Here is a 6,707-nt window from a genome sequence, read left to right as displayed (position 1 = left end):
CCGCCGGGGTATCGCCGCGACCATCCCGATCAAGATTGACCAGGCCGCGAGCCGCCGAAAGAAGGGCTCGAAGGGCGGCCGGCCGCCGACCTTCGACGCCCACATCTACCGGCAGCGTCACGCAGTCGAGTGCGGCATCAACCAGCTCAAACGCAACCGAGCCCTCGCCACCCGCTACGACAAACTCGCCGTCCGCTACCACGCCACCGTGCACATCGCCACGATCAACGAGTGGCTCCGACCCGGCTTATGAAACACCGCCTAGCTCCAGCGTCCGCGCCGACAGCAAGGTGTTCCGCAACGGGCCGTACCTGATGGGCTTCACCGACAGCTTCCGCATGGGGCAACTGCTCCGGTACGCCCTCGACGCGCCGACGCTACCGACCTCGCCGGCCGCCTTGGACCGGCACATGGCCACCACGTTTATCTCGGCCGTACGGAAATGCCTCGACACCGGGGGATGGCTCCACCGGGACGGCGGCCGGGAGACCGGCGGCACCTTCCTCGTCGGAGTCGCAGGCAGGCTGTTCGTCATCCAGGGCGACTTCCAGGTCGGCTAACCCGCCGACGGGTACGCCGCGGTCGGCTGCGGCCAGGACATCGCCCTCGGTGCCCTCCACGCCACCGCTGGGCAGCCACCCGTTCGCCGCGTCCGGGCCGCCCTCGAAGCCGCCGCTCACTTCTCCGCTGGCGTACGGGCGCCGTTCATCCACCTACACCAGCGACCCCCTTCGCCCCGGGAAGGCCCACCCGTAGCTGGGTGAACGCGCTCATGCGGGGCGCCGCAGCAGAGGGGCGATCTTCTCGAAAAGAAAGCCTTGTTCATCGCGCATCCAGTACCGCCCTGCCGAGTCGCGGAACGTCATGCTGACGTCGAGCGCCGACGGCAGTTCTGTGCCGTGGACCCACTCTGGCAGAGGAACTGCAACCTGCCCCTGGTGTGGAGGTATCACCCGGATGGGTTCGTCGGCCCTGAAGCTCCGCCCCCCATCTGGGCGGAACCAAAACCCATACCTCGTAGACGGGCAGGGTGGAGGCGTTGAGGATGTTCGCGCGACAGAACGGATCGCCCGGAACCTCTTGATGCTCAGGCGCCGGCGGAGTCGTCCCCGGAGGGACTATGACGGGCACCCGGACAGGTGGAGCGGGACACGTTCCCGTCTCTCGTCCTCGGCCCGCCGGTCGCGACCGGATTCGATCTTGTACATGCGGTAGCTGACGATGCCTGCCACGAGGGCAAGGGCGGCGGTTGCAAGGCTGGCGACTGCGGAGACCCACGTCGCCAGGTCTCCGAGTTCGGCCCGGGCAAGAAGCCCTGGGGCGAGCCGGACGATGGGCGGTACCACACGCCGTAGCGTACGAAGACATATGTGCGGTTATACGCCGAATGTCTGGCACCGGCAGGACACAAACCGCCTCAGACCAGCCCTCTGCTTGACTTGTTGCACGTGACTGCCGGCCAGGCCAGGGGTATCCTCCGAGCATGGCCCACAGCAGCCCCGACACCGGCGCCCGCAGCGAGGAGATCCTCGCCGCCGCCGGCATCGTCGTCGACGATCAGGGCAAGGCCCGCGCCCGGCGGAAGCTCGACGAGGCCCAGCGCCGCTGGACACCGGAGCTGGACGCTGAACTGCGCGCCCAGATCGGCCTCCCCGCGCGCGCCGCGTGAACGACCGCCCGATCCGGGTCATCCTCGACACCTCCGCGATCGTCGCCTTCACCCGGGCGAGCATCGACGTGGGCGAGGTGATCGCCGAGGTCGCCGACGAGGACTGCCACTTCGGGGTGCCGGTGATGTGCCTAGCGGAAGCGTCCCGGGCCGTCGCCGACACCGCTCGGCTCGATCTGCTCGTCAACCACCCGGCCGCCGCGGTGCTCACCGTCGATCCGGTCAGCTGGCGGGCACTCGCGTTCGTCTACGACACCGTCGGCCGCCTGGACGCGGCCAGCGCGCTGCTCGCCGCCGTCGACAACGGCTGCAACGTGCTCACCGGGCAGCCCGGCCTGTACGCCGGACTCGCCGGCGGCGGCCCGATCATCCCGTTCTGAACGACGACGAAGCCCTCCGCTCGGCTTCAAACGGAGGGCTTCGTCGTGCCGGGGGCTCAGAGTGCGATGACGACCGCGCTGACGAACAGGAACGCGATGTGCCAGGACTGGTCCAGCGCGTACGCGCCGGTACCCAGCGACGGGTTGTCGTCCGGCGCTTCACCGAGCGGGCGCTGCCCGGGGCCTACCTGCGGGTGCTCCAGGAAGGTGAGATCGGCGCCGGTGACCCAGTCGAGGTGGTCTACCGGCCCGCGCACGGGGTCACCCTCGGGGAGGTGTTCCGGGCGATGAACCTGCAGCCCGAGCTGCTGCCCCGGCTGCTCGCTGCCACCGGCCTGCCCGGGCCGGTGCTGGAAAAAGTCCGCCGCCGGGTGGTCGGCGCCCGCCCTTAGCTTGATCTTCAACCTGGCCGAGACCGACTGCGACGCCGACGGCCTCGCCCCTGACAGGCCAGCGATCGAAGGCCCGGTCAGGCAGGACAGCCGACCCTCTGGAACAGGACATCGGTGTCGGTCTGCGTCCGCCAGACCGGGTTCAACCTGATTGGCAGGGCGGGAGCCTGCCATGCCACGAAAAAAGCCAACCTGCCCCGGTAGCGGCGTCTCTCGGGAGTGATGCCCAGTTCGCCGTTGAGGAAGGCACCGATGATCTTCTGTACGGCCGGCCGGTTGATCAACGGCGCATGGATGGCCCCCACCTCGATCAGGGGGATGTCCGGAAGGCCCGGAGGCGGGAGGGCCAACGTGTCGATGGTCGGCAGCAAGGCCATCATCCTTACGCCAGGCACCGGACAGAGCAACTCGTTGCGGAAGAGTGGCGCGTTGTCCAGCAGCGAACGCAGGAACGGTTGGTCGACGTCATCGGGCAAGGGTCCGCCGGGCACTACGAGGAGCCCGCGCAGCAGCCAGCCGGTCCCGATTCCCCATCCGCTGTCGGCACCGGGTGGCGGATAGTAGGTGCGGCCGGCCCGGACCAACGGGTCGCTGAGGACGGCGCTCGTCACCGCCGGATGTCGTAACCGGGCGAGGTAGAAGCGGACGATCATCGCTCCTGCGCTCTCCCCGATCAGCGCAACCGGCCGGCCGGTTACAGCATGCACCCGGTCCACCTGCTCGGCAAGGAGCCGCGCACTGTCGACGATCGACTGATGGGTGTCGCTGGGCGCGTATGGGCGGGCCCGGCCGTCGGCGTTGGTGCCTCGGTAGGAGAAGCGCCACACCGGTCCGGCTGGTGGGGCCGGGTCGCCTGGGTAGGTGGAGTTGAAACCGGCAAGGTAGATCACGGCTTGGGGTACCGGGGGGAGGACAGTGGTCGACGGAGCGGATTGAGGGCCCGTGCTGATCAGCCGCACCGCGACGAGATCGACCGCATACACGCTAGCAACGGTTAGGGCGGCGACGATCGGGGCGACCGGCGCCAGTCGGTAGAGCACCGGCTTCTGGCGCAGGGCGTCCCGGACCAGCCCCAGCCAGATCAGCCCGTTGACCGCCCCCATCGCGCCCGCTGTAGCCACCGCGAACCATCCAGGAGTGGCGGCCACGAGGGCGCCGCCGATGGTGAGGGCTACGAAGGTGAGCAGCGACCAACCGGCCAGGCGAAGCGTCGGCAGGCCACGCCACCAGTCGCTCACGACCCCGCCACGCGCGACGAGCGGAGCCAGGACCAGCAACGGCACCAGTTCCAGGAGCAGGATCCAGGCCAGCGCGAACTGGGCGGTGGCCACCGCGATGGTCGCCCAGGGCAGGAGAAGCAGGGCGATGAACGCGGCGAAGACCAGGCTGCGCCCGGCCAGGCGGCGCAGCGGCGGCCGTGGAATCTCCATGGGCCAGGCGAGCGCGACGTACACGGCGCAGAGCAGCCCATGTACGACGACCGCGGCGAGGAGTTTCGTACCGAGGCTGAACCAACTGTTGTGGTAAACCAGCACCCAGCGCAGGTCGTGGAACATGCTGTACGGCCACACGGCGCTGAACTGCGGCGCAATGGCTCGGGTTCTCAGGAAGCCGACCGCGTGCATCGCCGCTGCCTCGGCCGCGGCCGGCAGCGCCGTCGACGCGAAAAGCAGTACCAGGCGTGCCCGCGCTGTCTGCACCTCCGCCTCCCTTGCCAGAGTGGGAATGGGTCCTCCCCTCTTAACGACTGAGAGTCTCGAAGGCCTCAAGCGGACAACGGTATGTCACCGATTGGTGAAGCCCACTGCGGTTGGGTCCACTGGAGCGTGTGCGGCCTGCCCGTGATGGGCGCTCTCAAAGGTTGATCAAGAGCATCGCTACGCGCTGTTGTGCGCGGACGGCAGCGCTACCCGGGTGACCACTAGCGTGTGTCGAAGCGCCCGGACCGGGTCCTCGCGGACAAGGCCTACAGCTCCCGCGCCAATCGACAGCACCTGGCCCGCCGGGGTATCGCCGCGACCATCCCGATCAAGATTGACCAGGCCGCGAGCCGCCGAAAGAAGGGCTCGAAGGGCGGCCGGCCGCCGACCTTCGACGCCCACATCTACCGGCAGCGTCACGCAGTCGAGTGCGGCATCAACCAGCTCAAACGCAACCGAGCCCTCGCCACCCGCTACGACAAACTCGCCGTCCGCTACCACGCCACCGTGCACATCGCCACGATCAACGAGTGGCTCCGACCCGGCTTATGAAACACCGCCTAGTTGGCGGCGGCGGGCGGCAGGGGCTCGCGGGCGACGTAGGTGCCCATCGGCACGGTGGTGACCACCGGCTCGGGCACCTCGCCCTCGACGTACGGGCGAGGCGAGTCGGTGACCGCGAACTGGGTGCGGTACAGCTCGGCGTAGAGGCCACCGACGGCGACCAGTTCGTCGTGCCGGCCGCGCTCGACGATTCGCCCGTCGTCGAGGACCAGGATCTGGTCGGCGTCGCGGACCGTGGAGAGCCGGTGCGCGATGACCAGCGCCGTCCGCCCGGTCAACGCCACCGACAGCGCGCGCTGCACGGCTGCCTCGCTCTCCGAGTCCAGGTGGGCGGTGGCCTCGTCGAGGATCACGATCGACGGCGCCTTGAGCAGCAGCCGGGCGATCGCGATGCGCTGTTTCTCGCCGCCGGAGAAGCGGTAGCCGCGCTCACCGACCATGGTGTCCAGCCCGTCGGGCAGGGCCCGGACCAGGTCGGCGACCTGCGCGCCCGCGAGGGCCGCCCAGATCTCGTCGTCGGTGGCGTCGGGCTTGGCGTACCGCAGGTTCTCCCGGATGGTCTCGTGGAAGAGGTGGCTGTCCTGGGTGACGACGCCGATCTCGTCGCGCAGCGAGGCGAGGGTGGCGTCGCGGACGTCGACGCCACCGACCAGCACCGCCCCGTCGGTCACGTCGTAGACCCTGGAGATCAACATCGACAGGGTCGACTTGCCCGCGCCGGAGGGACCGACCAGGGCCACCATCTGGCCCGGCTCGACGGTGAACGAGACGCCCCTGAGCACCGGCTCGTTGACGGTGCGGTCGAGGGTGGCGACCTCCTCCAGCGAGGCGAGGGACACCTCGGCGGCGGCCGGGTAGCGGAACCGGACGTCACGGAACTCGACCCGGCCGTCGCCCCGGGGCACCGGCACCGCGTCCGGCTTCTCCTCGATGCCCGGACGCAGGTCGAGCACCTCGAAGACCCGGTCGAAGGAGACCAGCGCGCTCATCACGTCCACCCGGACGTTGGACAGCGCGGTCAGCGGCCCGTACAGGCGGGTGAGCAGCAGCGCGAGGGTGACCACGGTGCCGGCGCTGACCGCGCCGGCGACCACCAGCCAGCCGCCCAGGCCATAGGTCAGCGCCTGGGCCAGCGAGGCGACCAGCAGCATCGCCACGAAGAACGTCCGCGAGTACATCGCGGACTGGATGCCGATGTCCCGGACCCGTTCGGCGCGGAGGGCGAAGCGCCGGGCCTCCTCCTCCGGCGAGCCGAAGAGCTTGACCAGCAGCGCCCCGGCCACCCCGAACCGTTCGGTCATGGTGGCGTTCATCTTGGCGTCGAGGTTGTACGACTCCCGGGTGATCTCGGCCAGCCGCCGCCCGACCCGGCGGGCCGGAAGGATGAAGATGGGCAGCAGCACCAGCGACAGGATGGTGATCTGCCAGGAGAGGGTGAACATCACCGCGGCGGTGAGGACCAGTTGGATGACGTTGCTGACCACCCCGGACAGCGTCGAGGTGAACGCCCGCTGGGCGCCCATCACGTCGTTGTTGAGGCGGCTGACCAGGGCACCGGTCTGGGTGCGGCTGAAGAACTGCAACGGCATCCGCTGCACGTGGTCGTAGACCCGGGTGCGTAGGTCGAGGATGATGCCCTCGCCGATACGCGCCGAGTACCACCGTTGGGCCAGGGAGAAGAGCGCGTCGGCGACCGCCAGGGCGGCGATGACCAGGGCCAGGCGGACCACCGTGCCGCCGGCGTCCGGACCGCCCCGGGTGATGGTGTTGATGACGTCGCCGGCGAGCACCGGGGTGGCCACCCCGATGACCGCGGCGATCACCACGGTGATCAGGAAGACGACGATGTCCCGCCGGTAGGGCCGGGCGAACGCGACGATCCGGCGGGCCGTGCCGCGCTTGAGCCGGTGGGCGCTGACCTCGTCACGGCTGCGCATCGACCGGAGCATGCTCCAACTGGCCATGCCCCCGCCGGACATCGGGTTGGACATCGTCACCTCCG

The 6,707-nt window shown here is 69.5% G+C and carries 6 protein-coding genes and 2 pseudogenes; 5 read left to right on the top strand and 3 right to left on the bottom strand.

Features of this window, described 5'->3' with window-relative positions; genetic code table 11:
• The 4 genes and pseudogenes from E1165_RS11205 to E1165_RS11190 all read left to right on the top strand — a co-directional run.
• Positions 1–253 (top strand): annotated as a pseudogene (locus tag E1165_RS11205) (IS5/IS1182 family transposase); the annotation flags it as partial.
• A gap of 37 nt (positions 254–290) precedes the next feature.
• Positions 291–560, top strand: coding sequence for a hypothetical protein (locus tag E1165_RS11200; RefSeq protein ID WP_132390469.1), 270 nt, complete (start codon positions 291–293; stop codon positions 558–560).
• A gap of 923 nt (positions 561–1,483) precedes the next feature.
• Positions 1,484–1,669, top strand: coding sequence for a hypothetical protein (locus tag E1165_RS11195; RefSeq protein ID WP_132390467.1), 186 nt, complete (start codon positions 1,484–1,486; stop codon positions 1,667–1,669).
• The gene (locus E1165_RS11190; protein WP_132390465.1) at positions 1,666–2,049 is read left to right on the top strand and encodes a hypothetical protein; all 384 of its coding nucleotides are present in this window, start codon (positions 1,666–1,668) and stop codon (positions 2,047–2,049) included. Before E1165_RS11195 ends, E1165_RS11190 begins: the two co-directional genes overlap by 4 nt.
• A 56-nt stretch (positions 2,050–2,105) precedes the next feature.
• On the opposite strand, the gene E1165_RS29880 is transcribed toward E1165_RS11190, so the two are convergent.
• Positions 2,106–2,306: a hypothetical protein gene (locus tag E1165_RS29880; protein WP_243704711.1), complete on the bottom strand. Its 201-nt coding sequence runs from the start codon at positions 2,304–2,306 to the stop codon at positions 2,106–2,108.
• A gap of 212 nt (positions 2,307–2,518) precedes the next feature.
• A complete protein-coding gene (locus tag E1165_RS11175) occupies positions 2,519–4,141 on the bottom strand; it encodes a hypothetical protein (RefSeq protein ID WP_132390463.1) in 1,623 nt (540 codons plus the stop codon).
• 237 nt (positions 4,142–4,378) lie between these two features.
• Here E1165_RS11175 and E1165_RS11170 point away from each other — a divergent pair.
• Positions 4,379–4,693: pseudogene (locus E1165_RS11170) on the top strand (transposase); the annotation flags it as partial.
• A gap of 8 nt (positions 4,694–4,701) precedes the next feature.
• Here E1165_RS11170 and E1165_RS11165 read toward each other — a convergent pair.
• The gene (locus E1165_RS11165; protein WP_207916832.1) at positions 4,702–6,684 is read right to left on the bottom strand and encodes an ABC transporter ATP-binding protein; all 1,983 of its coding nucleotides are present in this window, start codon (positions 6,682–6,684) and stop codon (positions 4,702–4,704) included.
• Between the last annotated feature and the right edge of the window lie 23 nt (positions 6,685–6,707).

The sequence above is a fragment of the Micromonospora sp. KC723 genome (assembly GCF_004348595.1).
In the GTDB taxonomy this organism is placed as follows: Bacteria; Actinomycetota; Actinomycetes; order Mycobacteriales; family Micromonosporaceae; genus Micromonospora.
Note: the sequence above shows the minus strand (reverse complement) of the source record. Positions and strands in the feature narration are given on the sequence as shown.